Genomic DNA, 22,896 nt, shown 5'->3' on the forward strand with positions numbered 1-22,896 from the left:
ATACTCACCGGAGATCCCGCTTGAGCACCTTTCCGGTCTCGTTACGCGGCAGCGCGTCGAGGAAGACCACCTCGCGCGGCACGGAGAACTTCGCCAGGTTTGCCCGCACGTGCTCGCGCACCGCGTCCTCGTCCAGCACGCCGGGCTCCTCGCGCACCACGTACGCGGCCAGCCGCTGCCCGAACCGCTCGTCCGGGACCCCGACCACGGCCACCTCACGCACCCCGGCCAGCCCCGCCAGCAGGTCCTCGACCTCACGCGGGTAGACGTTCTCGCCGCCGGAGACGATCATCTCGTCGTCCCGCCCGGCCACGAACAGCAACCCCGAGTCGTCCCGGTACCCGACGTCCCCGGTGGACATCAGCCCGTCGCGGGTCTCCTTGTTGCCCCCGTTGGTGTAGCCGTCGAACAGCATCTCGTTGGTCACGAAGATCCGTCCGGTCGTCCCGGCCGGCACCGGCTGCCCGACCTCGTCGAGGATCTCCACCCGTGTGCCGTGCGGCGGCATCCCGGCCGTGTCCGGGTGGCGTTCCAGCTCGTCGGGCCGGGCGATGGAAACCCACGACACTTCGGTGGACCCGTACAGGTTGTAGAGCACCGGCCCGAACTCGCGCAGACACCGCCGTGCGACCGGCGGCGGCAAGGCCGACCCGCTCGACGCGATCACGCGCAACCCCGGCAGGTGCGGACGACCCGTGAGTTCCAGAATCCGTTGCAGCATCACGGGAACCACGAACAACGCCGTGCTGTCGTGCCGCCGCGCGTCCGCCAGCGTCGCCGCCGGGTCGAACGTGCGCCGCAACACGAACGTCGCCCCGAGCACCAACCCGATCTGGAACGCCGCGAGCCCCCAGGTGTGGAAGAGCGGTGCGGGCACCGAAAACCGGTCACCGGCCTGCAACGGAATCCGCGACAACAACGCCGCCGCAGGCGTCAGCGAGGCCGGCTCCGGCCGCCGTGCACCCTTGGGAGCCCCCGTGGTTCCGGACGTCAACACGATCACCCGCCCACGCGGCGGCCGTTTCCCCAACGGCCCGCCCGGTGCGGACGCGATCAGCTGCTCCACCGTCCGGCTCTTGGTGGTTCCGTCCACCCACGCCATTACACGTCGGACCTTGCGCGGCGCGTGTGCCAACAGGTCGCGGAACTCCGTGTCGGCCACCACCACCGACACCTCCTGCTCGCGCAGCACAACGGCGATCTGCGACGCGCTCAACCCCGTGTTCAACAACACGACGTGCGCACCCAACTTCACACACGCCGTCACGGTCTCCACGAACCCCCGGTGGTTGCGGCACAACACGGCCACCCGCCCACCGGCGTCGACACCCAGCCCACGCAAACCGTGTGCCAACCGCGTGGTCCGCAGGTCGACTTCGCGGTACGACAACGACCCCAGGTCATCCACGACCGCCGTACGATCAGGGTGGCGAGCCGCCCCGATCGCGAACCCGGACGCGATCGTCAAGTCCCAGCGCAAATAGGCGTCCAGCACCCCGACCAGCCGCCCTGGACCCATCGGCCGCACCACACCGGCCCGGACCAAGGTCACCAACGCCCGGATCACCGGACGGCTCGCAGCACCAGGCGCGTCACACCCGCCGCGACCGACGTCAACGGCGAGGTGCGCGGTTGGTCCTCTCCGGCATAGCGCGATATCCGAGATGCACCAGCGACCTCATCGTCCTGGGAACGGCCTTGCGGGCAAGCTCGACCAGCACGCCGAACGGCAGGTTCACGTCCTCCGGCCGTTCCCGCATGTGCGGCAACAACCCTGGATCTCGCCGACGACCGCGTCCAACTCGTCCGCACGTCGAGCCAAGGGTCATCACGCCCGAGCAGCCTCTCCACCAGCCGCCGCCCGATGAAACCCGTACCAGGGACGAAGTAGGTACTCACAACCTCGATACTGACACTACCTACCCGCGAGTAGGAAGACTCAACCTGCAATTAGGGGCGTGCGACGCGCGCAGACGGCCCGCCGACTCCCTCATGTCATCCTTGGCGGCCGGCCCGTCCGGCGGGACTCTTTCTTCCACGGTCTCCGACTTGACCTGCGATCGGCCCGCATCACACTGCGAACCCGCAGAGTCGAGGTCGCTGAACGCGGACCCCGGTCGTCAAGCCCTGGTGCGAAGTGCGGGCGCGGGTCAGTTGTCGGGCGTGCCCGAAGCGTTCACCACCGCATCGCGCAGAGCGGCTCGCAGCCGCCCCACCTCCAGTGGCGTCAGCACGGCGGCTTCGCCCGGCGGCACGGTGACCACCACGTGCCCCTGGCTGACGAACACTGTCATGTCACGGCGACGGGATGCGATGTCGCGACAGGAAACCTGCCACTCCTTGCCTGTACCCACGGCCCCGAACCTCCAATGTCTCGACACGGGTGCTCGGACCAATCCGGGCGCTCGCGGAAGTGAGACGCACGCGGGTTGGTGCCATGACGGGAACTCCCGACGGGCGACCGTGCCGAGCTGCCGATAGCGTCGCATGCAGTCATCACTCCAGTCACCTGGGAGGGTGAAAAATGGCTGAACCGCAACGGATCGTGATAATCGGATCAGGGCTCGCGGGGGCCTCGGCAGCGGGCGCGTTGCGGGAACGGGGGTATGACAAGGGGCTGGTGCTCCTCGGGCGGGAGGCCCACCAGCCCTACGAACTGCCTGCTCTTTCCAAGAACGTGCTGCTCGGCAGCGCCGACGGGCCCAACCGCGTGCACGAGCCGGACTTCTACGACTCCCACTCGGTCGACCTCCGCTTGGGCGTCGAGGTCACCGAACTCCGTCTCGGCGAGCGGGTGGTCGTGGACACCACTGGAGCAACGCACTCGTACGATCGGGTGGTCCTGGCGACCGGCTCGACGCCGCGCACCCTGCCCGTTCCCGGTGAAGACCTCCCAGGTCTGCGGACCCTTCGAACGGTCGAGGACTCGTTGGCCTTGCGTGCCGCGCTCGCCGAGCGTCCCCGGGTGGTCGTCGTCGGCGCCGGTTGGATCGGCTGTGAGGTCGCTGCCGCGGCCCGGTCGCACGGCGCGGACGTGACCGTGATCGATCCCGTCGACCTGCCGTTGCGCCGGGTTCTCGGTCCGGTCGTCGCGAAGGTGTTCCACGACCTCCACGAGCAGAACGGCGTGCACTGGCGGTTGGGCGTCGGGGTCGACGGGTTCCTGCCGGGCGGCGTGCGGTTGGCCGACGGGTCCGAGGTGCACGGCGACCTGGTGGTGCTCGGCGTGGGTGCGAAACCCAACACCGAACTCGCCGAGAAGGCCGGTCTCGCCCTCGCCGACGGCGGCGTCGCGGTGGACGGCGCGCTGCGCACGTCACACCCCGACGTCTGCGCCATCGGCGACATCGCGGCCCACGACCACCCGCGCTACGGCCGTCGCGTCCGCGTCGAGCACTGGGCGAACGCCAAGGACCAGGGGGCGCACGTCGCGGGCACCCTGCTCGGTCTGGACGAGCCGTACACCGCCGCCCCGTACTTCTTCTCCGACCAGTACGACCTGGGGATGGAGTACCGGGGTCTGGCCGATCCCGAGCACGACCAACTCGTGGTCCGCGGCGACCTCGACAGCCGCGACTTCACCGCGTTCTGGTTGCGGGAAGGGCGAGTGCGAGCCGCGATGAACGTCAACCAGTGGGACGACGGCGTCGCCCTCCAAGCGCTGACCGACGCGCAGGCGACCATCCCACCCGACCAACTGCGCAGCGCCACACTCTCCGACCTGGCCTGACTCTTCCCGACTCAGCCCGACGACCTCCGACTTCGCCCGCCGCTCGCCGACCTACAGGCAGGAACCGCTGTCCGGTCGGTGGTCGGACACGATCAACCGCTGCAACAACGCCCGCAGGACGTGCGCTTCGGCCGGTTCCAGACCGGCGGTGAACTCGGACTCCACTCGCACGTGGAGCTTCTCCACCTCGGCCTGGACCGCGCGCCCACGTTCGGTGATCACCGGCACCCGCACCCGCCGGTCCGCGGGGTCGGGTTTGCGCACGATCAGCTCGGCCCGCTCCAGCCGGTCCAGCTCGGCGGTCAACGTCGTCTTGTCCAGCCCCAGCGCCTGGCCGAGCGCGAGCTGCGACCGCCGGAACTCCTCGCTGATCAGCGCGCTGAGCACGAGCTGACCGCGGGTCGTGACGCCGTGCCGGGCGGCGGCCTCCTGCGCGAACGCGCCCAGCTTCTGCGCGGCCCGGTGCAACAGCCAGTTCAGGTCCGACCGGGACACGCAACCGGGGTCGACGGGCGCGTTCATGACACCGATCATACGCGAACGACGGTTACTTCTCGCCTGAGAATATCTTGACTCGGAACAACCCGACCAATATGTTCTCAACCAAGAACTTCTGAGGAGGGAACATGACGGGTCTGCTCCACATCGACTCCAGCGTGCGCACCGAGGGCTCGGTCTCCAGGGAGGTGACCGCCGCCTTCGCCACCGCGTGGCGGGAGGCGCGCCCGGACGTCGGCTACACCTACCGGGACCTGGCCGCCCGACCGCTCCCGCACGTGGACGGCGCGGCGGTCGAAGCCCGCCAGACCACCGACCGGCACCGCGTGGAACAGGAACTGGTGGCCGAGCTGACCGCCGCGGACACCGTGCTGATCGGCGCGCCGATGTACAACTTCTCGCTGCCGTCGGGCCTGAAGGCCTGGCTGGACTGGATCCTCGTGCCCGAGCACTTCGCGAACCCCGAGACCGGCGTCGGCGCGCTCTCCGACAAGCACTTCGTGATCGTCACCGCCCGCGGCGGCTCGTACGCGCCCGGCACCCCGCGCCACACCGACGACTACCAGGAGCCCTACCTGCGGTTCATCTTCGAGCGCTTGGGGGTGCGGCAGACGTTGGAGTTCGTCCACACCGAACTGACCCTCGCGCACACCGTGCCGCACCTCGCGCAGTTCCGGGACAAGGCCGACGAATCGCGCGAGGACGCCCACCGCACCGTCCGCAAGCTGGCGCTCGCCTGAGCCCACCGACCCACCGACCACCGAGTCGACGCGCTACACCGCGTTCCCGGTCGACAGGAACTCGAAGTGCGCGGTGTGGTCGCGCACGTAGGCCCAGTACGCCTCACGGGCCAGCCGCACGATCGTCGGCAACCACCCGGCCAACGTCCCCTCGCGCGGGCAGACCAGGACGTGCCGCATCGACACCGGGTTGCCGGCGATCGGCCGGACGACCACCTCGTCACTGGGCAGGTACACCGGCTGGCACGCCGCCACCGCCCGACCGCCCGACACCAGCGCGCGGATCGAGTCGCTGCTCGGCGTCGTGTACCGGACCCTCGGCCGGAAACCCTCCTGCTCGCACGCCGCGTGGAAGCAGTCGGGCCAGCCCGCGCCGTCCGAGGGCGTCATCACCCAGGTGCGGTCGGCCAGCTCGCCCAGCGGGATCTCGGCGCGGTCGGCCAGCGGGTCGGTCGCGGCGACCGCGACGAACACCGGTTCCCGCACGATCGGCTCGCAGTGCACGGCCGGCGTCGGGTGCAGCTCGTAACCGGGGTAGTCGACGGTCGTCGCGACGTCCAGCCGGCCGGCCGTGACCAGGTCCCACAGCAGCAGCGGCGAGTAGTCCATGGTCAGCCGCACGTCGCGGTCCGGCAGGTGGTCGGCCAGCCGTTCGGCCAACCCCACCGACACCGACCCGACCACGCCGCCGAGCGCGACGACGGCGGTGGCGTGCCGGGTGTAGCGGGCCGCGTCACGGCGCAGCTCGGCCACCCCGTGCAGGATCGCGCGGGCGCGCAGCAGCACGAAGTCGCCGACGCTCGTCGGCACCATGCCCTGCGGGTGCCGGGCGAACAGCGGCGCGCCGACCTCCTGCTCCAGCCGCTTGAGCCGGGCCGACAGCGCGGGCTGGGACATCCGCAGCACCGCCGCGGCCTTGGTGAGGCTGCCGGTCTCGGCGATCACGCACACCGTCCGCAGGTGGCGAAGCTCCAGCTCCATCCACCAGAGCGTAGGGAGGCCGGGCGGTGCCATCAATCGGCCGACAGCCCATAAACCGCTTCGATCACGACTGGGATTTCCGCAGGTGAGCCCGGACGGCCCAGAGTGGGCGACGCCGGTCACGAGACCGCCGCCTCGTGGCTCCGTACCGACCTTGGAGCCGTTCCATGCGCACCCGATTCCTGCCTGTCCTGGTCGCGCTCGCCGCGTCGACCGCCCTGGTGACAGCGACAACCCCAGCCACGGCCGCACCGCCCGCTTCGGCCGCGCGGGCCACATCGACCGTCGTGAAAGAGGTGTTCTCGCCCGATGGGGGCATCTCCCGCGTCCGCGTCCCACGCCCGCCCTCCGCACCCGCCCTCACCCTCGCCGCGGCGGACGTGGTCCCGATCCAGCAGACCGGACCGTCCGCGTCCCGGTTCGACCTGGTCTTCGTCGGCGACGGCTACACCGCGTCCGAACTGGCCACCTACCACGAGCACGTGCTCGCCCGGTGGGCCGAGCTGACCCGGATCGAGCCGTACAAGTCGCTCAAGCAGTCGTTCAACGTGTGGCAGGTCAACGTCGTCTCGGCGCAGTCCGGGGTGGACAACGACCCGACCCAGGGCGTGCGCCGCAACACCGCGCTGGACATGTACTTCTGGTGCGGCGACACCGAACGCCTGCTCTGCGTCAACGAGACGAAGGCCCGCCAGTACGCGAACTCCGCGCCTGCCGTCGACCAGGTCCTGGCCTTGGCCAACACCACCAAGTACGGCGGCGCGGGCGGCGGTGTCGCCACCGCGTCCGGCGGCAACGCCCAGGCGACCTGGATCGTGGCGCACGAACTGGGCCACTCCGTGGGCGGCCTGGCAGACGAGTACGACTACCCGAACGACCTCTACACCGGCGCGGAACCCCGTGAGGTCAACGTCTCCACGCACCCCAGCGCCACGATGACCCAGCGCCGCGCGAAGTGGTACGCGTACCTGGGCAAGCAGTCCCCGGACGGCGGCGTGATCGGCACCTACCAGGGCGGTTACTACCATAAGCGCGGCGTCTACCGCCCGACCGACAACTCCCTGATGCGCTCCCTAGGCCGCCAGTTCAACCTGATCGGCCTGGACGCCGTCCGCGGCGGCATCCAACGCAAAACCACCCCCTAGCCCCACACCCACGCCGCACCCACGTCACGCCCCCCACGCCACGCCTTCGACGTAACGCTCCCGACTCACGCCTTCTCCACCACGCCCTTCGCTGGCAATGGACCACCACGCGAGGCCGCGTCGGCCTGTCGAGCCGCCTTTCACCCCGATCACGCTTTCCGATCGGGGTGAAAGACGGCTCGATGGGCCGACTTCCAGGCGGCCGAGCCCGCCGCGACGAAGTCGCGGCAATCCAACACTGCCAGACTGTCGGCGAAGTCCGGGAGGTGTGGATGTCCGAGCCCATTGCCGCCGTCGTGGTTCGTGCGGCGGAGCTCACGGCTCGTGGGTTTCCGCAGCGGGCCATCGAGTTGTTGCGGCCCGCGTTGGCGGCGAACCCCTTGCACGCCGAGGCGTGGTGCCGGTTGGCCGCCGCGCACCTCGACGCCGGGCAGCCCGATCCCGCGCTGGACGCCGCCAAGCGCGCGCTCGTGCTGGACGGCGACCACGCGTGGGCGCAACGGCTGGCCGCGTTGGCGCTGAGCGAACTCGGCCGGCACCAGGAGGCCGTGGTCGCGGCGCGGGAGTGCGTGCGGCGCAAGCCCGGCGACTGGCGGTGTCAGGTGGTGCTCGCCGAGGTGCTCTCGGCGGCACCGGACACCAGGCGCGAGGCGGTCGAGGTCGGGCAGGAGGCGGCCCGGCTCGCGCCGACCGAGGCGAGGGCGTTCCAAGTGCTCGGTGACGCCGCGTTGCGCGTCCGGGACTGGGGCACCGCCGAGTGGGCGTACCGCAGCGCGTTGCGGCTCGACCCCGCCGACGAGGACGTGCGCGCGAACCTGGCCACGGTGCGGCGCAAGCGCGCCGCCGCGCCCGCGCACCCGTCCGGCGACGCGTTGACCCTCGCGCACGCGATGGTCTGGCCCGCGCTGTCCCGGCTGGCCGTGCTGCTGGTCGGGGGCGGTCTGCTGTTGCTGCTCGCCGGGATGCCCAAGCCGACCCCGCTGCTCGGGTGGTTCTCCGGGGTGCTGGTGGTGGGTGTGGGCGCGGTCGTGCTCCAGTTGCTCGTGCGCGCGCGGCGCGGCGTGCGCAAGGCGTTGTTCGCGCTGCCCCGCCACCGGCCGAAGGTGGCCGCCGTCACGACGATGTTCGGTCTGTCCACCCTGGTCCTCGCCGGCTGGACGGTCGCGTTGTTCCTGGGTGCCACCACCATGCAGCCGCTGGTGATCGCGTGGCTGTGCGCGCTGGTCGGCGGATCCGTCGTGGTGCTCGCCGGGGGCCGCTAACCTGGAGGGTGGAGAGGAGGGCCGACCGTGACGCGACTGCTGGTGCTCCTGGCGCTGATCGCCGGGTTCGTCGTCGCCGGTCCCGCCCACCACGCCCCGGTCGACCTGGTCGCAGTTTCGGCCACCGTCGACGCCGCCCACCTGCCCGGCACGGCGACCCGCGCCACCGCGCACCCCGTGCAGCAGTACGGGCTGCCCGGTCAGCCGCTGGACGGCGTGCAGCCGCCGGTGCACGTCCCGCCCGAGCCCCGGCTCGCCGAGGACGTCGTCGACCCGACCCACCGCACCCCCGAGCGCACCGGCCAGGCCCCGCTCGGCGAACGCGCCCCACCCGCACACCTCCGGTAGTCGAACCCACCCCGCACCCCGACCCCGGAGGTCACTTCGCCATGCCGCGCTCCTCAGCGCGGCGGGAACTGCTCGTCCGAGGACTGCTGTCCCTCGGTGTTCTCGCCGCGTCCGCGTTCATCCTGCTCACCAGCCAGCCGCGCCTCGGTCTCGACCTGCGCGGCGGCACCCAGATCGTGCTGCAAACCCCGGCCGAGGCCACGTCCGACAACACCGACCGGGCGATGGAGGTGCTGCGCCGCCGGATCGACGAGCTGGGCGTCGCCGAACCCGTCCTGGCGCGCTCCGGCGACCACCGGATCATCGTGGAGCTGCCCGGCGTGCAGGACCCGGCCGAGGCCATCGACGTGCTCGGCCGCACCGCCCAACTGGCCGTCCAGCCGGTCACCGGACCCGGTGACACGCCCACCGGCGAAGCCGGCGACTCGGTGGCGCTGGGACCGATCGCGATGACCGGCGAGGGGATCAAGGGCGCGGTGGCCTCGCCCAACCAGCAGGGCGCGGGCTGGCAGGTCACCGTCGACTTCCAGGGCGACGCGCCCTCGACCTGGCAGAAGGTGACCGGCGAGGCCGCGTGCTTCGCGCCCGGCGACCCGCAGCGCCGGGTGGCGTTCGTGCTGGACGGCAAGGTCGTGTCCGCGCCGCAGGTCGACCCGTCCGTGCCGTGCCGCACCGGGATGATCGGCACCAGCACCCAGATCACCGGCAAGTTCGCCAAGGCCGAGGCGGAGGAGCTGGCGCTGGTCATCCGGTCCGGGGCGCTGCCAGTGCCGGTCGAGGTGGTCGAGCAGCGGACCGTCGGCCCGACGCTCGGCGCGGAGGCCATCGAGGCCAGCAGCCGGGCGGCGGTCGTCGGCATCGCGCTGACCGGCCTGTTCCTGATCTTCGTCTACCGGCTGGCCGGGCTGGTCGCGGTGCTCGCGCTGGTCGGCTACGCGGGCATGTCCTACGCGGCGCTGCTCGCCGTCGGGGCCACGCTGACCTTGCCGGGCCTGGCCGGGTTCGTCCTGGCGATCGGCATGGCGGTGGACGCGAACGTCCTGGTCTTCGAGCGGTCACGGGAGGAGTACGCGCGTCGCAAACGTTTGCCGCGGTCGGTGGACCAGGGGTTCAAGGGCGCGTTCAGCGCCGTCGCCGACTCCAACGTGACCACCCTCCTCGCCGCCGGGCTGCTGTTCTTCCTGGCCACCGGGCCGGTGAAGGGGTTCGGCGTCACGCTGTCCATCGGCGTGCTCGCGTCGCTGTTCAGCGCCCTGGTGCTGACCCGCGTGCTGCTCCAGCTGGCCATGCCGCTGCTGGAGCGGCGACCCACCTGGAGCGGTCTGCACGACCTGGGCCGGGTGCGGACGTGGCTGACCAGCCGCGGCATCCGGCTGTTCCAGCGGCCCAAGCGCTGGCTGGTCACCGCGGCGGCCGTGCTGCTCGTCGCGCTGGCCGGGCTGTTCGTGCGCGGCCTCGACCTCGGCGTCGAGTTCACCGGCGGCCGGATGATCGACTACACCGCGTCCGCCGTGGACGCCGGCGAGGTCCGCGCCGAGCTGTCCGCCGCCGGCTTCGCCGACGCGGTCGTCGCGACCTCGGGCGACACCGGCGTGTCGGTGCGCACCGGCCCGATCGACGAGGCCGCGGCGGCCCGCGTCACCGAAGCGGTGAACAAGGCCACCGGCGGGGCGCAGCAGGTCAGCAACGAGCTGATCGGCCCGAGCCTGGGCTCCGAACTGCGGCGCAACGCGATCATCGCACTGGCCATCGCCGTCGCCGCGCAGCTGGCCTACCTGGCGGTCCGGTTCGACTGGCGGCTCGGCCTGGCCACGGTCGTGGCGCTGGTCACCGACGTCGTCGTGCTGGTGGGCGCGTTCGCGTGGCTGGGCAAGACCGCCGATGGCGTGTTCCTGGCCGCGCTGCTGACCGTCATCGGCTACTCCGTCAACGACTCGGTGGTGGTGTTCGACCGGGTGCGCGAGCTGCGCAAGGCACGGCGCAAGGACCCGTACGCCGACGTGGTCGGTGCGGCCGTGCTGCAAACCGTGCCGCGGACGGTGAACACCGGGATCGGCGTGCTGTTCGTGCTCGCCGCGCTGCTCGTGCTCGGTGACGGGTCGCTCGCCGACTTCGCCACCGCGCTGCTGGTCGGCGTCGTCGCCGGGACCGTCTCGACGGTGTTGACGGCCGCGCCCGTGGCCATCGCCCTGGACGGGCGCGCGGGGGGCCGCCGGTGAGCACCGGTCACGAGCTGCTCGCGGTCGGCGGGGCGTTCCTCGCGGCCGGTCTCATCGGACGCGCGGGCGTCCGGATCGGACTGCCCACCATCCCGCTGTTCATGGTGGCGGGTATCGTGTTCGGGCCCCACACGCCCGGCGTGTCACTGGTCAGCGACCCCGGTGAGCTGGGCGTGCTGGCCGGGCTCGGCCTGGTGTTCCTGCTGTTCTACCTCGGGCTGGAGTTCTCGGTGGACGACCTGGTCGCCGGCGGCCGCACACTCGCCCTGGCCGGCACCGGGTACCTCGCGCTCAACATCGGCGGCGGGCTCGCGTTCGGGTTCGCCCTCGACTGGGGCACCCGCGAGGCGCTGGTCATCGCCGGCGCGATCGGCATCTCGTCGTCCGCGATCGTGACGAAGCTCCTGGTCGAGGCCAACCGGCTGCGCAACCCGGAATCCCGGCTGGTCATGGGCATCATCGTGATCGAGGACGTGTTCCTGGCCCTGTACCTGGCGGTGCTGCAGCCGGTGCTCGGCGGCACGTCCGGCGTCGACGCGCTGCTCGACTTCGGCAAGGCGTTCCTGTTCCTGGTCGTGCTGGCCGCCGTCGCGCGCTGGGGCGGCCGGGTGGTGACCCGGCTGTTCGGGTCGGCTGACGACGAACTGCTGGTCGTGTGCTTCGTCGGCGTCGCGGTGACCGGGGCGGCCGTCGCGCACGAACTGGGCGTGTCCGACGCGATCGGGGCGTTCATGGTCGGCGCGGTGCTCGGCGGGTCCGGCGTCGCGCCGCGCGTGCACAAACTGGTGCTGCCGCTGCGGGACGCGTTCGGGGCGTTGTTCTTCTTCATCTTCGGGCTGAGCATCGACCCGAACGCCGTGGGCGGGGTCGTCGTGCCGGTGCTGGCGGCGGTGGCGGTGACCATCGTGCTGAACCTGGGAGCGGGGCTGTTCGCGGCCAAGCTGCACTCGTTCGACCGGCAGCAGGGCGTCGACATCGGGCTGACCGTGCTGACCCGGGGCGAGTTCTCGCTGGTGCTCGCGGCCATGGCGGTGACGGCGGGGCTGGACTCGCGCGTCGCGCCGTTCGTGGCGGGGTACGTGTTGCTGCTGGCCGTGATCGGGCCGTTGGCGGTGTTGCGGTCGCACAGGCTGAGCTGGCTGCTGCCGAAGAAGCTGTTCGCGTAGGAAGGCGGTGTGGCCGACTCGCACGCCTTCTTCGACGCCCGCGCCGAGCGCTGCACCACCGATCTCCAAGTGGTGCTGGAGATCGCTCTGCGTGAGGCGCAACGGTCGCGGGCTGACGAGGTCGGGTCGACTACCTGTGATTGGGCGTCTTGGCCCGACCTGTGGCGTACCAGGCGTTGGCGGCGGTCGGCGCCGACGTCGAGGCGGAGAACCTGATCGAGTGATGGACCTGGTCGACACCGGCCACCTGGTGGTGGCGCTGCTGCGGCAGGACCCGCTGCCGGCGTCACGGAGGCGGGTTTCCTGGCCGTCGAACAGGCGGTGCCGACGACCTGGCAGAACCGGTTCAGCGAGCAGACGTCCCGGGCGCTGGCCCACGCGTACGCCCACGCCCGACAGGACGGCCGACGGGCAGCCGGAACCAGCGACCTCTGGCTGGGCTTGCTCTCGTTGGAGGACAGCGTCGCGGTGGCGGCGCTGTCCGTGCTGGACGTCGACCTGGCCGTGCTGTGGAACGAGACCGGCGGACGTGACAACCGCACACCGCCCGCCCGCTTGGGCAGGTGGCTGCTCGCCCTGCTCTGCCACAACCCGCCGCCGAGCGTCCACAACGTCACCGAGGCCGCGGCAGCCCGCATCCGTGACCGCGAAAGGGAACGGCTGCGCGAACTGGAGGCCGATGCCGGGCCGGCGTGACCACCGGAACCGCCGTCGGCCACCGGGATCGCCGCTAGTGTTCGGGCTCGGGATGTTCTCTCGGAGGCGGTGGTTGGATGGCGGCTTGGGCCTCTCTCGTCGTGTCACTGCTCGCGTTGACGGTGTCGGCGGTGACGTTGTGGCGTGCGCAGCTGACGCCGTTCCGGCTGCTCGTCACCGCCGACCAGGTGCAACTGCGGATCCACCAGATGGAGAGCGAGACCGGCGAGACCTGGTTGCTGCCGCACTTCGCGCTGTCGGTCGGCTTCGCCAACTCGGGCACGCAGGTCGGGCGCGTGCTCGGCGTGCGCCTGGTGCTCCGCTACACCTCGCTGCCGATCCCCGACGCGTACGAGGTGTTCGCCTGCCACGGCGAGTACGACCCCGTGAAGTACCAGGCGCACGGTGGCAAGCGGTTCACCATGATCGACCAGGCGAAGCTCGGCGACTTCCACTCGTTCGTCGTCCTGCCGAAGGCCACCGCGTCCAAGTTCTACGTGTTCACGGTCAGGTGGGACAAACCCGTGCGCCAGGCGGAACTGCGACTGGACCTCGAAGTGCTGCACGACCGTTCAACGGACTGGAAGACCACGCACACGTGGCAGCTGGCCATGCCCGGGTGGGCCTGGAACTCGGTCGAACAGGGCTCGTCGTTCACCTTCGTCGCCGAGGGCGGCGCGGCGAAACGTTCGTCACGTGACGTCAATCCGCCTGATCTGCACAAGTACACACTCGACGAGGAGATGCGCGCGGTGACCGACGATTCCGTGAGCGTCGTCCGGGAGATCACTCCCGACTGACCCCGGACCCCGTGGTTGCGGGCGGAGCCGCACGGGCAGAGCATGATCCGGACGCCGACGGCCGCTGTGGAGGACGGATGACGGGCTTCGCCGGGTACCAGAACGAGATCTACCTGCAAGGACTGGCGGGCACCGTGCCGCCGTTCACCACCGACCCGGAGGGGTTGGAGGCGTCGGCGCGGCAGCGGCTCGGGCCCGGACCGTTCTGGTACGTGGCGGGTGCGGCCGGGACCGGGGCGACCGCTCGGGCCAACCGGGAGGCGTTCGACCGGTGGCGGATCGTGCCCCGGATGCTGACCGACGCCACCCAGCGGCACCTCGGGACGTCCGTGCTCGGGACCGCCGCGCCGGCGCCGGTCCTCCTGGCGCCGCTGGGGGTCCAGTCGATCCTGCACCCGGACGGCGAACTCGCCACCGCCCGCGCCGCCGCCGAGCTCGGCGTGCCGTTCGTGCTCTCCACCGCCTCCTCGCACACCATCGAGGACGTCGCCGAGGCCGCCGGGGACGGGCCGCGCTGGTTCCAGCTCTACTGGCCGAACGACCCCGACGTGTGCGTGAGCATCCTCGACCGGGCCCGCGCCGCCGGGTACCGGGTGCTCGTGGTCACGCTCGACACCTGGACGCTCGCCTGGCGACCGCACGACCTCGACCAGGCCTACCTGCCGTTCCTGCGCGGCGTGGGCACCGCGATCCCGTTCTCCGACCCGGCGTTCCGGGCCGGGCTCGCGGCCGCCCCGGAGGACGACCTGCCGATGGCGATCCTGCGCTGGGTGCAGCTGTTCACCGGCACCGACAAGTCCTGGGAGCAGCTGTCCTTCCTGCGCGAGCACTGGGACGGGCCGATCGTGCTCAAGGGCGTCCAGCACCCGGACGACGCGCGCAAGGCCGTCGACGCGGGCGTCCAGGGCGTCGTGGTCTCCAACCACGGCGGACGTCAGGTGGACGGCGCGGTCGGCTCGCTCGACGTGCTGCCGGAGATCGCCGACGCCGTGGGGGAGCAGGTCGAGGTGCTGTTCGACTCCGGCATCCGCAGCGGCGCGGACATCGTGAAAGCCCTCGCCCTGGGCGCGAAGGCGGTGCTCGTCGGGCGGCCGTTCGCCTATGGGCTCGCGCACGGCGGGCAGGCGGGCGTGCGGCACGTGCTGCGCGGCCTGCTCGCCGACTTCGAACTCACCCTGGCGCTGTCCGGGCACCGCAGCCCGGCCGAGCTCAGCCGCGAGGTGCTGCGTCCGCGCTGAGCTGCCGCATCCGGTTCTGCAAGGTGGCGAAGTCGGCGGGCTGCACGGTGATCCACGGGGTCCCGTCGCCGCCCTTCGACTTCGCCGACACGTACCGGCCGGTGATCGTGTCGAAGAACGTCAACGGCGTGGCGCAGCGCTGCTTGCGGCCGAACCGGTCGCGGCGGGCGGCGTAGAGCTGGCCGCCGCCGGTGCGCTTCTCGGCCAACAGCTTGCGGATGTTCTGCACCTCCGCCACGTACGTGCCGGTCGGCCTGCTGGCCTGTAGGAACGAGCCGCCGTCGTCGTCGTTGAACTGCCGGCGGCGCGGCTTGTCCTCCAGGGCGTCGGCGGGCAGGGACAGCACGCCGCCCCGGCCCGGCTTGGCCTCCGGCAGCGCCGACAGCAGCGACTGCACCGCGTCCTGCGCGCGCACAGGCTCCAGCACGAAGTGCTTGTCCGGGCGCAGGACCACGCGCAGCGCGTCATCGCCGGACTGCGCCACGAGCGCGGTGCGCGTGTCGCCGTCGTCCTGGTTGAAGAACGCGTAGTACTCGGTGCCCGCGTCGGCGATCAGCCGCAGCGACTTGGCCAGGTCGGCGTGCACCTGCCGGCCCCGGGCCAGCCCGAGCCGCTCCAGTTCCGCCCACGCGCGCCGCACCAGGTCCGACAGGCCGCTCACGTCGCCCTCGGCCACCCGGTCCTCGTCGAAGTCGACGGCCGTCAGCAGCGCGTTGTGCAGGGTCGGCAGACCTTCGGCCTGCCAGGCGGTGTAGAGCGCGACGACCGGGATCGCCACCTTGGTGCGCAGCACAGTGCCCCTCACTCCCCGATGACCGGCGGGGCCACCATCGTGCCGTCGTCGAAGATGTCGTCCGCGCCCTGGAGGTACGAGGCGGCCTTGTGCTCCAGGTCGTCCTCGCCCTGACCCTGGCCGGCACCCGCGCCCATGCCGCCCATGCCGGCCGCACCACCGGGACCACCGCGCCCGGCCGCACCGCCACCACCCGGCCCGAACCCGCCACCACTGCCACCGGGCCCGAACCCGCGCTCACCGGGCATCGCGCCGGACGTGCCACCGGGCCCGAACCCGCCGGGCCCGAACCCACCCGGGCCGGGCATGCCGGGCATCCGCCCACCGCCACCCCCGGGACCGCCGCCACCGGGGATCCCGCCCATGCCGCCACGACCGCCGCCCGACCCGCCACCGGGCCCACCGGGGCCGTTCGCGCTGGGCACCCGGACCGGCGGGTTGTTGGGGTTGCGCGGGAAGTTCGGGTTGTTCGGGTTCCGCGGGTTGTTCGGGTTGCGGGGGTCGTTCGGGTTGCGCGGGTCGTACGGCAGCCGCGGGTCGAACGGCGGGAACCTCGGGTCGTGCGGCGGCGGCTGCACGCGCGGCGGGTCGACGGTGCCCGGCGGGATCGTCGGCCGGTCCGGCGGGTCGGCCAGCGACTTGCGCGTCGTGCCGTCGTCGTTGCCACCGGGCGGGGTGGGCGGCGGCACGGTCGGCTCGCCCCACTGCTTCTTGGTGTCGTCACCGCCGGACGAATCGTCCCCGTCGCCGTCCCGGCCCTTGGGCTCGTAGGGCTTGGGCTTCCACTCCGGCGGCGGCTCGATCGGGGGCGGGTCGATCGGCGGCGGGTCGATCCCCGCGCCGATCTCGTCGGGGGACTGGAAGGTTGGCATCGACGCGCCCGCGGCGTTCGCGGACGTGCCGTAGGTGCTGAGCACCTGCATGTTCTTGGAGTTGACCTCTTGACTCTTCTCGACCGCGTCGTCGTAGTCGGTGTCCCACGGGACACCGTCGTTGTACCAGGGTTTGTCCGGCACGTCGACGGGCTTGTCCACCGAGTCCCGCGCCAGCCGGAACGACTCGCTGATCGACGAGGCGCCGGCCGCGGCGGTCTGCGCGCTCGTCCCGGCCGCCTCGGCCCAACTCCCCAGCGGGGCGGTCGAGGACCGCGCCTGGTCGCCGGCGGCACCCTCCCAGGACGCGCCCGAGTCCTGGACGGCCTTGTTGATCAGGTACGAGATGTCGGTGTGCCCGCGGTTGACCTGCTCCCAGTTCAGCTGGGTGGCGTCGGTGGTCTGCTCCGGACCCTTGCCGTCCTTGAACCAGCCGTAGATCTTGTCCGCGCCGACCCCCAGCTGGAGCAGCGCGAAGCCACCGAGGTCCATGTCCACGTTGCCGGGAGGAGCCATCGCTACCCCTTCAGGTTCCCGATGATCGTGGCGGCGACCCGCTCGGTCGTCCCACAGGCGTTGCCGTCGTTGAGCTTGGTGTCGTTCTTCGCGATGCTGCCCTGGATCAGGATCGCGTCCTTGCCGGACGTGCCGATCGCGGTGTTGCAGTCGCGCTTGCCGTCCGGGGTCGCGAAGCTCGCCGTCGGGTAGCCGAGGACCGTGTTCTCCCGGGACACCGGGAAGTTGGCCTTGCCCTCCCGCGCGAACGTCTCGACGGTGTTGCCCTTGGTCACCATGACGATCTTGAAGGTGGAGTTGGCGAGGACGTCCTTGCCCTGGTAGGTGCAGCTCGGGCCGTTGACCCCGTCCTGCTCGACCTTGGCTTCGCGGAACGTGCCGAGTTCGCTCTGCTGGGCCTGGGTGAGGACCGAGCACGGGTTCGCGACGTACTCGGCGATGTCCAGGTCCGGCGCGCCGCTCGGGGAGCCGCTCTTCGTCGTCGTGGGAGCCGCCGAATCGCCCGTGCCGGGTGCCGCGGTGGGGTTGCCGCCCACCGGGTCCGCACCGCACGCGCCCAGCGCGCCCGCCGCCGCGGCGATCACGAGAAGGGTCCGAAAAGTGCGATTCAAGGAATTCAGTCCTTCGGCTTGAGTGCGTCGGCCGCCGCCGAGTCCGTGGCCTTGTACTCGTCCAGCGCCTTTTGGATGTTCTCGATGGTGTTCTCGAGTGCTTCCTGCGCTTTGGAGTTGGCCCAGCCGTACCCGCCCGGGTCGGTGCCCGCCGTCTGCCGGATGGCCATCGTGGCGAACCCGCTGTACACGTCCTTGCCGGGTGATCCGGACGCCATGATCTCGTCCGAGACGTCCCGGATCCCGATCAGCTTTTCCAGCGCCAGCTTCAGGCCGTCGATGAGGCGCTGTGCCTCGTCCGGCTCCACGTAGAACTTCGTCTGGGTGGACACGTAGTCCGCGCCAGGGCCTTTCGCGACCGTGTCGGCCACAAAGCCCAGCTTCCCGCCACCGCCCCCGGCGTCCAGCATCGCTCGCGCTCCCCTCACGCCAACCGGGGGTCAATGATGGCATAGCGCCCCGGGCGTGTCCGGTGATTCGGCGTGGTTTCGCCCGGCCGGGGAGGATGTCCGATTCGTTCAAGACGGGCCGGGTCGGCGGTGCCTAGGGTCGACGCATGATCGAAGCAGCGAGGTCCTTTCTCTGGCGTCACGCCCGCGTGCTGGAGCAGCGGCGGTTCTCCTTCCTGTTCGACGGCGGCGCGGCGGAGCCCGTCGTCACGGCGGTGGCGGCGTACCGGAACGACGACGGCGGGTTCGGGCACGCGTTGGAGCCGGACGGGCGGGGGCCGTCGAGCCAGCCGCTGCACACCTACACGGCGGTGCGGTTGGGCAACGAGGTGGGGGACGACCGGTTCGCGGCCGGGGCCGCGGACTTCCTCGCCTCGGTGGCCAACCCGGACGGCGGGGTGCCCAACTGCCTGGGCACCGCGCGCGACCACCCGCGGGCGCCGTGGTGGCAGGTCTCCGCCGACAGCGACCTGCTGATGACCGCGCTCGCCGCCGGTGAGCTGCACCGGGCCGGGGTCGAGCACGAATGGCTGGACCGGGCGTCCGCGTTCTGCCGGCAGCGGATCGACGCGCTGGGCAAGTCGCACCCGTACGAGGCAAACGCCTGCGCCCAGTTCCTCCAGCACGCCCCGGACCGTTCATGGGCCGAGGCCGCCGCCGCACGGCTGGGCGACCTGGTGCGCGAGCAGGGGCTGGTCGACCTCGGAGAGGGCAAGGCCCCCGAGGGGTACTCGGCGGGCGAGACGCACAAGCCGCACCACTACGCGGCCACGCCGGACAGCATCGCGCGGGGGTGGTTCAGCGACGACGAACTGGCCCGCGACCTCGACGAGCTGGTGGCGGCCCGGCAGGACGACGGCGGCTGGACGTTCCCGTGGCCGGTGTGGACGCCGGTGACCGAGTTCGAGTGGCGGCCGATCGTGACGATCGAGGCGTTGCTGACCCTGCGTGCCTACGGGCGGATCAGCTGACCGAGCGGCACGCCGGCCAGGTCCTTCACCTCGCGGGACAGGTGCGCCTGGTCGGCGTAGCCGGTGCGGTGGGCGATGTCGGCGAACGGCGCGCCCGTCCACGCCAGCTTCACCGCCCGGTCGAACCGCAGCACGCGGTGCAGGGTCTTGGGGCCGTAGCCGAACGCGTCGAGGCTGCGGCGGTGCAGTTGGCGGGTGCTCAGGCCCAGGTCGTCGGCGAGCGCGGCGACCGGGGTGCCGGCGGAGCCGGCGATCGCGCCGGTCAGCGGGTCGGGCGGGGTGGTGCGCAGGCGGTGCCGGGCGGCGTCGGCGAGGACCGCGCACGGGTCGGCCGCGGCGGCCAGTGCGTCTTCCAGGGCCGCCACGTCGTCCCACAGCTCGGCCAGCGGGACGCGCAGGTCGCGCAGCACGTGCGCCGGCACGCCGAGCGCGGACGGGCCGACGCCCGGCCCGAACCGGACGCCGAACATCTCGCCGGGACTCAGCGCGGTGACGTGGCCCACGGTGTCCGGGCCCGCCACGGACAGGCCGTCCCGCGGCGTCCAGATGATGTCGGTGCGGCCGTCCGGCACGACCCGGCCCGACGTCGCCGTGCCCGACGTCCGTTGCCAGACGCAGTCCAGACCCGCCGCGGCCCGCTCGAAGTAGGTGTTCACGTCCTGGTGAGGGTTGCTCTGGCGGTGCCGGGTCCCGGGCCGAGCCGGACCGCGGCCTCGCCGCCCGGACGCCACACGCCGCTGCCGCCGCACGTGTCGTAGCCGCCGGTGCGCCCGGAGAACTGGGCCATCACCGCCCACATGCCCAAGCTCGCGGCGTGGCCCATCTGCCGGTCGATCCGGCCTTCGGAACCCTTGGCGTACAACGCGCTCACCACGTACGCGTCCGCACCGCCGGCCGCCACCTCGGCCGGGTGCGACGTGACCGCGGCGTCGTAGCAGATCGCGAGCCCGAGCCGCCACCCGTCGACCTCCAGCAGGAGGTGGTGGCCGCCGGGCGTGAACAAGTCGAGTTCGGGGCCGTGCAGGTGGCGCTTGCCGTAGTAGCCGAGGGTGTCGCCGTCCGGCCCGATCACGACGGTCGCGATGACCGCGCCGTCCGGGGTCGACAGCGGCGCGCCGACCAGCGCGTACGCGTCGTGTGCGGTGCAGGCGCGGCGGATCGGCGACCAGCGCGGGTCGTCCTCGGTGATCGCCGCGGCCGGGTCGAGGACGTAGCCGGTGAGGGAGAGCTCGGGGAACACGCAGACGCGTGCGCCGGCCTCGCCGATCAGCCGGGCGTGGGCGGCGGCGTTGGCGTCGAGCCCTGGCTCCGGCGTGGTCTGGATCGCGGCGACCTGCACGGACTCCAGCCTAACCGCCGCCCGGCGGGCCGCAGCGGAGGATGCGGCCCGCCGGGGTTCACGCAGCGAACTTCACCCAGTTCAGGCTCACGTACGCGGCCGGCTGACCGCTGGTGAACGTGACGTACACGTCGTGCGTGCCGGTGATGCCCGAGATGTTCGCGGGCACCGTGCGCCACGACTGCCAGCCGCCGGTGCCGGCGATGGCGAAGCTGCCCGCCGGCGGCGCGGTCGGGCTGTTTAGCCGGACCTCGACCAGGCCGCTGACGCCACCGGTCGCACCGGACGCGGCGCGGGCGAGGAACTGGCGGGCGGTGGCTGAGCCGAAGCGGACGTCGGCGAAGCGCAGCGAGTCGCCGTTCTTGAGCTTGCCGATGGCCTGGCCGCCCTCCGAGGCGTTCTCCAGCACGCCACCGGAGCGCGCGGTCGCCTGCTCGGCCTGGATCTCGGCGTAGGCGTCCCAGCCCGGGTTGTCGGGCCGGGTTGTCGTCGGCGGGGTGGTGCCGGTGGTCCACACGGCGACGTAGTCGACCACCATCGAGTGGCCGGGAACCGTTGCGGGAGTGGGGGTCTTGCCCGCGAGGGCGTCCGGGAACGCGCCGCCGACCGCGAGGTTGAGCAGGACGAAGTAGCCGGCGTGCGAGGTCATGTTGTTCCACGTGCCCGCGTCGAACTGGTTCTGGCTGACGCTGTGGAACCGCTGCCCGTCGACGTACCAGCGGAACTGCTGGGGGCTGACGCTCTCGTCCCACTCGAAGCGGTAGGTGTGGAACGCCGACTGGCAGGACGCGCCGGGGCACGCGCGGCTGTTGCCGATGCCGGAGGTCTCGTCGCACGGCCCGCCGGGGTTCACGCCGCAGTGCAGGACGCCCCAGACGGAGTTGAGGCCGTTGACGTTCTCCATGATGTCGAACTCGCCGATGCCGGGCCAGTTCCAGTAGTTGCCCCGGTAGGGGGAGCCCAGCGCCCAGAACGCGGGCCAGTAGCCGAGCGCGGCCTGCCCGGTGACGTCGGGCAGCCGGATCCGGCTCTCGATGGCGACCTTGCCGCCGGCGGGCGGGCGGAAGTCGGCGCGGCGGGTCTCGATCCGGGAGGACGTCCAGGTGCCCGCGCCGTCGCGCAGCGCGGTGATGCGGAGGTTGCCGGCGCCGTCGAGCGCGATGTTGCGGGTGGAGTCGGTGTAGTTCTGAACCTCGCCGGTGCCCCAGTTCGCGGGGCCGCCGGGGTAGCCGTGACCGAGGTCGAAGATCCAGTTCGCGGCGGAGGGCTGGGTGCCGGCCGGGCCGGTGAAGTCGTCGCTCCAGCGCAACGACCAGCCCGGCGGGGTCGGCGGGACCGCGGCCTGGGCCGGATCGGTCGGGGTGGTGGCGAAGACCGCTGCGGGAACGGCGGCGAGCAGGGCGGCGGCGGTGACGAGCACGCGCCGCGTTCGGCTGGGCTCCATGCGCGGGTGACCTCCTTGTCAGTGGTCCTGCGCGGCGGCACGGGGTGCACAGGTCTATGAGAGCGCTCTCACCGCTGGTGCTCAATAGGCCGAAGGAACGAACGCGCGTCTCGCGCACCGGATTCGGCCTCTCACACCACTCCCACGCCTCCTTCCGCCCCGGCTGCCGGCGCGCAGGGCCATGACCGCTCGCGCACCAAGGTTCCTCGCGCCCGGGGTTCCCGCGCGCGGGGCCGGTTCGGCTGGAGACAGGCTTGCCGTTGGCTACTCTCGGATCGAGGCGATCAACAGGGGGCGAGCGTGGCCGGAACCGAGCTGTACGACGACATCGGCACGGGGTACTCGCTGGGACGACGCACCGACCCGAGGTGGATGGCGGCGATCGTCACGGCGCTCGGTGACGCGCGTTCGATCGTCGACGTGGGCGCGGGCACGGGCTCCTACGAGCCGGGCGACCGGGCGGTGCTCGCCGTCGAACCCTCCGGCGAGATGATCCGCCAACGACCACCGGACGCCTGCCCCGCCGTCCGCGCGATCGCCGAAGCCCTGCCGGTCCGTGACAACGCGGTCGACGCCGCGCTGGCGGTGCTCACCGTCCACCACTGGACCGACTGGCGGCGCGGGCTCGCCGAGCTGCGACGGGTTGCGCCGCGCCAGGTCGTGCTCGCCTACGACACCCGCCTGCACACCGAGTTCTGGTTCGTCCGCGAGTACGTGCCCGAGATCGCCGACCTGGAACTGGGCCGACCCTCCGCACCCGACATCGCGCACGAGCTGGGTGCCGAGAGCGTCACGCCGCTGCCGCTGCCCTGGGACTTCACCGACGGGGTCTTCCCCGCCTACTGGCGACGCCCGACCGCCTACCTCGACCCCCGCGTCCGCCGCGCCTGCTCGGCACTCGCGCAGACCGACCCCGGCGCGGTCGAACGGGGCGTGCGACGGCTGCGCGAGGACCTCGACACCGGCCGCTGGCACGACCGCCACCGGGACCTCCTCGACCGCGACCACTGGGACGCCGGCTTCCGCCTCATCGTGGCGGGCACCTGAGAAAGCGGTCCACCACACGTCCCGCGCTCCG

The 22,896-nt window shown here is 72.0% G+C and carries 23 protein-coding genes; 12 read left to right on the forward strand and 11 right to left on the reverse strand.

What is annotated here, in order from left to right:
* Positions 1-4: 4 nt before the first annotated feature.
* Positions 5-1,519, reverse strand: coding sequence for an AMP-binding protein (locus BN6_RS06190; protein WP_231905084.1), 1,515 nt, complete (start codon positions 1,517-1,519; stop codon positions 5-7).
* A gap of 631 nt (positions 1,520-2,150) precedes the next feature.
* Entirely contained in the window at positions 2,151-2,354 is a 204-nt protein-coding gene (locus BN6_RS45345) for a hypothetical protein (RefSeq protein ID WP_041312109.1), read from the reverse strand.
* Between the two features lie 170 nt (positions 2,355-2,524).
* On the opposite strand from BN6_RS45345, the gene BN6_RS06200 reads away from it, so the two are divergent.
* Positions 2,525-3,730: an NAD(P)/FAD-dependent oxidoreductase gene (locus BN6_RS06200; RefSeq protein WP_015098699.1), complete on the forward strand. Its 1,206-nt coding sequence runs from the start codon at positions 2,525-2,527 to the stop codon at positions 3,728-3,730.
* Between the two features lie 51 nt (positions 3,731-3,781).
* Here BN6_RS06200 and BN6_RS06205 read toward each other — a convergent pair whose 3' ends face one another.
* Positions 3,782-4,252, reverse strand: a complete 471-nt coding sequence (locus tag BN6_RS06205; protein WP_231905087.1) for a MarR family winged helix-turn-helix transcriptional regulator — start codon at positions 4,250-4,252, stop codon at positions 3,782-3,784.
* 104 nt (positions 4,253-4,356) lie between these two features.
* Here BN6_RS06205 and BN6_RS06210 point away from each other — a divergent pair, with 104 nt between their 5' ends.
* Positions 4,357-4,968 (forward strand): FMN-dependent NADH-azoreductase, encoded by a 612-nt coding sequence (locus tag BN6_RS06210; RefSeq protein WP_015098701.1) that lies wholly within the window; start codon positions 4,357-4,359, stop codon positions 4,966-4,968.
* A 33-nt stretch (positions 4,969-5,001) separates the two neighbouring features.
* On the opposite strand, the gene BN6_RS06215 is transcribed toward BN6_RS06210, so the two are convergent.
* Complete coding sequence (locus BN6_RS06215) at positions 5,002-5,949, reverse strand: LysR family transcriptional regulator (RefSeq protein WP_015098702.1); 948 nt, start codon at positions 5,947-5,949, stop codon at positions 5,002-5,004.
* A 167-nt stretch (positions 5,950-6,116) separates the two neighbouring features.
* Between BN6_RS06215 and BN6_RS06220 the strand changes: the two genes are divergently transcribed.
* The 8 genes from BN6_RS06220 to BN6_RS06255 all read left to right on the forward strand — a co-directional run bounded on the left by BN6_RS06220 (position 6,117) and on the right by BN6_RS06255 (position 14,823).
* A complete protein-coding gene (locus BN6_RS06220; RefSeq protein WP_015098703.1) occupies positions 6,117-7,094 on the forward strand; it encodes a M64 family metallopeptidase in 978 nt (325 codons plus the stop codon).
* Positions 7,095-7,366: 272 nt separating this feature from the next.
* Positions 7,367-8,356 (forward strand): tetratricopeptide repeat protein, encoded by a 990-nt coding sequence (locus tag BN6_RS06225; protein WP_015098704.1) that lies wholly within the window; start codon positions 7,367-7,369, stop codon positions 8,354-8,356.
* A 27-nt stretch (positions 8,357-8,383) separates the two neighbouring features.
* A complete protein-coding gene (locus BN6_RS06230; RefSeq protein WP_015098705.1) occupies positions 8,384-8,704 on the forward strand; it encodes a hypothetical protein in 321 nt (106 codons plus the stop codon).
* Positions 8,705-8,745: 41 nt separating this feature from the next.
* Positions 8,746-10,923 carry a protein translocase subunit SecD gene (gene secD / locus BN6_RS06235; RefSeq protein ID WP_015098706.1) on the forward strand — a complete coding sequence of 726 codons (2,178 nt, stop codon included), beginning with the start codon at positions 8,746-8,748 and terminating at the stop codon, positions 10,921-10,923.
* Positions 10,920-12,089 carry a cation:proton antiporter gene (locus tag BN6_RS06240; RefSeq protein WP_015098707.1) on the forward strand — a complete coding sequence of 390 codons (1,170 nt, stop codon included), beginning with the start codon at positions 10,920-10,922 and terminating at the stop codon, positions 12,087-12,089. The genes secD and BN6_RS06240 overlap by 4 nt, the downstream gene beginning before the upstream one ends.
* Positions 12,090-12,410: 321 nt before the next feature.
* Entirely contained in the window at positions 12,411-12,785 is a 375-nt protein-coding gene (locus tag BN6_RS06245) for a hypothetical protein (protein ID WP_015098709.1), read from the forward strand.
* 77 nt (positions 12,786-12,862) lie between these two features.
* Positions 12,863-13,585: a hypothetical protein gene (locus BN6_RS06250; RefSeq protein ID WP_015098710.1), complete on the forward strand. Its 723-nt coding sequence runs from the start codon at positions 12,863-12,865 to the stop codon at positions 13,583-13,585.
* 77 nt (positions 13,586-13,662) lie between these two features.
* Entirely contained in the window at positions 13,663-14,823 is a 1,161-nt protein-coding gene (locus BN6_RS06255) for a lactate 2-monooxygenase (RefSeq protein WP_015098711.1), read from the forward strand.
* Here BN6_RS06255 and BN6_RS06260 read toward each other — a convergent pair.
* From BN6_RS06260 to BN6_RS46505, 4 genes are read right to left on the reverse strand one after another with little or no spacing between them, the layout of a single operon-like run.
* Positions 14,795-15,628, reverse strand: a complete 834-nt coding sequence (locus tag BN6_RS06260; protein WP_084672574.1) for an ESX secretion-associated protein EspG — start codon at positions 15,626-15,628, stop codon at positions 14,795-14,797. The two genes, BN6_RS06255 and BN6_RS06260, sit on opposite strands and share 29 nt — an antisense overlap.
* On the reverse strand, positions 15,625-17,004 hold the full coding sequence (locus BN6_RS46495; RefSeq protein ID WP_015098713.1) for a hypothetical protein: 1,380 nt from the start codon (positions 17,002-17,004) through the stop codon (positions 15,625-15,627). Before BN6_RS46495 ends, BN6_RS06260 begins: the two co-directional genes overlap by 4 nt.
* Before the next feature lie 2 nt (positions 17,005-17,006).
* Entirely contained in the window at positions 17,007-17,615 is a 609-nt protein-coding gene (locus BN6_RS46500) for a DUF3558 domain-containing protein (RefSeq protein ID WP_015098714.1), read from the reverse strand.
* A gap of 5 nt (positions 17,616-17,620) precedes the next feature.
* Positions 17,621-18,025: a hypothetical protein gene (locus BN6_RS46505; protein WP_041312115.1), complete on the reverse strand. Its 405-nt coding sequence runs from the start codon at positions 18,023-18,025 to the stop codon at positions 17,621-17,623.
* A gap of 146 nt (positions 18,026-18,171) precedes the next feature.
* Here BN6_RS46505 and BN6_RS06280 point away from each other — a divergent pair, with 146 nt between their 5' ends.
* Positions 18,172-19,035, forward strand: coding sequence for a hypothetical protein (locus BN6_RS06280; RefSeq protein WP_015098716.1), 864 nt, complete (start codon positions 18,172-18,174; stop codon positions 19,033-19,035).
* Here BN6_RS06280 and BN6_RS06285 read toward each other — a convergent pair.
* The 3 genes from BN6_RS06285 to BN6_RS06295 are packed head-to-tail and all read right to left on the reverse strand — an operon-like array spanning position 19,017 to position 21,818.
* Positions 19,017-19,691, reverse strand: a complete 675-nt coding sequence (locus BN6_RS06285) for an AraC family transcriptional regulator (protein ID WP_015098717.1) — start codon at positions 19,689-19,691, stop codon at positions 19,017-19,019. The genes BN6_RS06280 and BN6_RS06285 overlap by 19 nt on opposite strands.
* Positions 19,688-20,374, reverse strand: coding sequence for a carbon-nitrogen hydrolase family protein (locus tag BN6_RS06290; RefSeq protein ID WP_015098718.1), 687 nt, complete (start codon positions 20,372-20,374; stop codon positions 19,688-19,690). Before BN6_RS06290 ends, BN6_RS06285 begins: the two co-directional genes overlap by 4 nt.
* 58 nt (positions 20,375-20,432) lie before the next feature.
* Complete coding sequence (locus BN6_RS06295) at positions 20,433-21,818, reverse strand: carbohydrate-binding protein (protein ID WP_015098719.1); 1,386 nt, start codon at positions 21,816-21,818, stop codon at positions 20,433-20,435.
* 372 nt (positions 21,819-22,190) lie between these two features.
* Between BN6_RS06295 and BN6_RS06300 the strand changes: the two genes are divergently transcribed.
* Positions 22,191-22,865 carry a class I SAM-dependent methyltransferase gene (locus BN6_RS06300; RefSeq protein ID WP_084672875.1) on the forward strand — a complete coding sequence of 225 codons (675 nt, stop codon included), beginning with the start codon at positions 22,191-22,193 and terminating at the stop codon, positions 22,863-22,865.
* Positions 22,866-22,896: the final 31 nt, after the last annotated feature.

It is taken from the genome of Saccharothrix espanaensis DSM 44229 (genome assembly GCF_000328705.1).
In the GTDB taxonomy this organism is placed as follows: Bacteria; Actinomycetota; Actinomycetes; order Mycobacteriales; family Pseudonocardiaceae; genus Actinosynnema; species Actinosynnema espanaense.